This is a genomic window from Methylosinus sp. DMC45 (assembly GCF_056313885.1).
Genome location: NZ_JBQUZK010000040.1, coordinates 1 through 1077 on the forward strand (window position 1 = coordinate 1; position 1077 = coordinate 1077).

At 58.1% G+C, this 1077-nt stretch carries 2 protein-coding genes; both read left to right on the forward strand.

The features are described 5' to 3' along the window. Window positions 1-233: 233 nt before the first annotated feature. Window positions 234-851 (forward strand): DUF433 domain-containing protein, encoded by a 618-nt coding sequence (locus ACT53T_RS11865; protein ID WP_476161349.1) that lies wholly within the window; start codon window positions 234-236, stop codon window positions 849-851. 4 nt (window positions 852-855) lie between these two features. Then, the coding region (locus tag ACT53T_RS11870) for a DUF5615 family PIN-like protein (protein WP_476161350.1) at window positions 856-1077 on the forward strand (222 nt) is incomplete at its 3' end.

The window sequence follows — 1077 nt, forward strand, 5'->3', positions numbered from 1 at the left end:
GAAGTCCGTGACGACGGCCGCTTGAAATCAGCCTGCGTGGCGTCAATGCGCCTGTATCGAGTTTATGTGACATCGCCAAATGCGATTGGTTTGAGCTGAATCTCATCAGAGCTGTGGGACGACAAAAAACCACTGGTTCTTTTGCTCGGAAGCGCGGTGTCGAATCTCGACATTGGATTTTCTCACTCCATCATATAACCTATCCCTAACAAGGAACCAATTTAGAGGCGAGCATGAGCCGTACTGCAGGCGATCTGGCGCCGCGCGAAGTCGCCGAACTCGCCGGCGTACCCAAACGGGCCATCGAAAAGGCGATCGAGGAAAAAGTCCTGCCCGTTCATACTAGTAAAATTTCCGCCCCGCGCTCCGGCAAGGCGATGGGCCCGCGCCGCTTCCTCGGCGTGGAAAGCGTCGCCTACGTCACGTTGGTCAGTCGACTGACCGGTGACGTGACGCTGACGATCGCAGGCAAGCGGAAATTGATAAAGGCTCTCAAAAGCCATGAGCTATCGTGCCTGAAGACCGCGCAGGTCGAAATCGCGCCATCGGTAACGGCCGATATCGGGGAACTCGCAGGCGAGGCGCTCGAGCGCACCGATCGGTATCTGAGAGCGCGGGCGACGTGGATCGACAGGGTCCCTGGCATCAAAGGAGGACTGCCTGTTATTAAAGGCACGCGCCTCACGGTGCATTCCATCGAGGCTCGCCTTGAGCACGGCGACAGTATGGACGACATCGTCGCCGAAAATCCGGATCTGCCCCGCGAAGCCCTCGAAGCGGCGCTCCTGTTCGCCAAATCGCATCCGCTTTCCGGTCGCCCTCCAAACGTCTCGCGACGGCCGGCGGCGTGAGCGAATGCGATTGTTCATCGACGAGTGTCTATCGCCGAGTTTCGCCATCGAACTCGCCCATCTGGGGCATGATGAAATTCACCCGCTTCACGTCGGCCGACGCGGTCAGCTCGACCACACGGTAAGGGATCTCTGCATCGCCGAGGACCGCAGGGCTATCGCATATAAGCAAAGAGTTCGAAGAAGAACTCTTTGCTCCAAAGCGCGAGGTTCATTTTCCGCGACA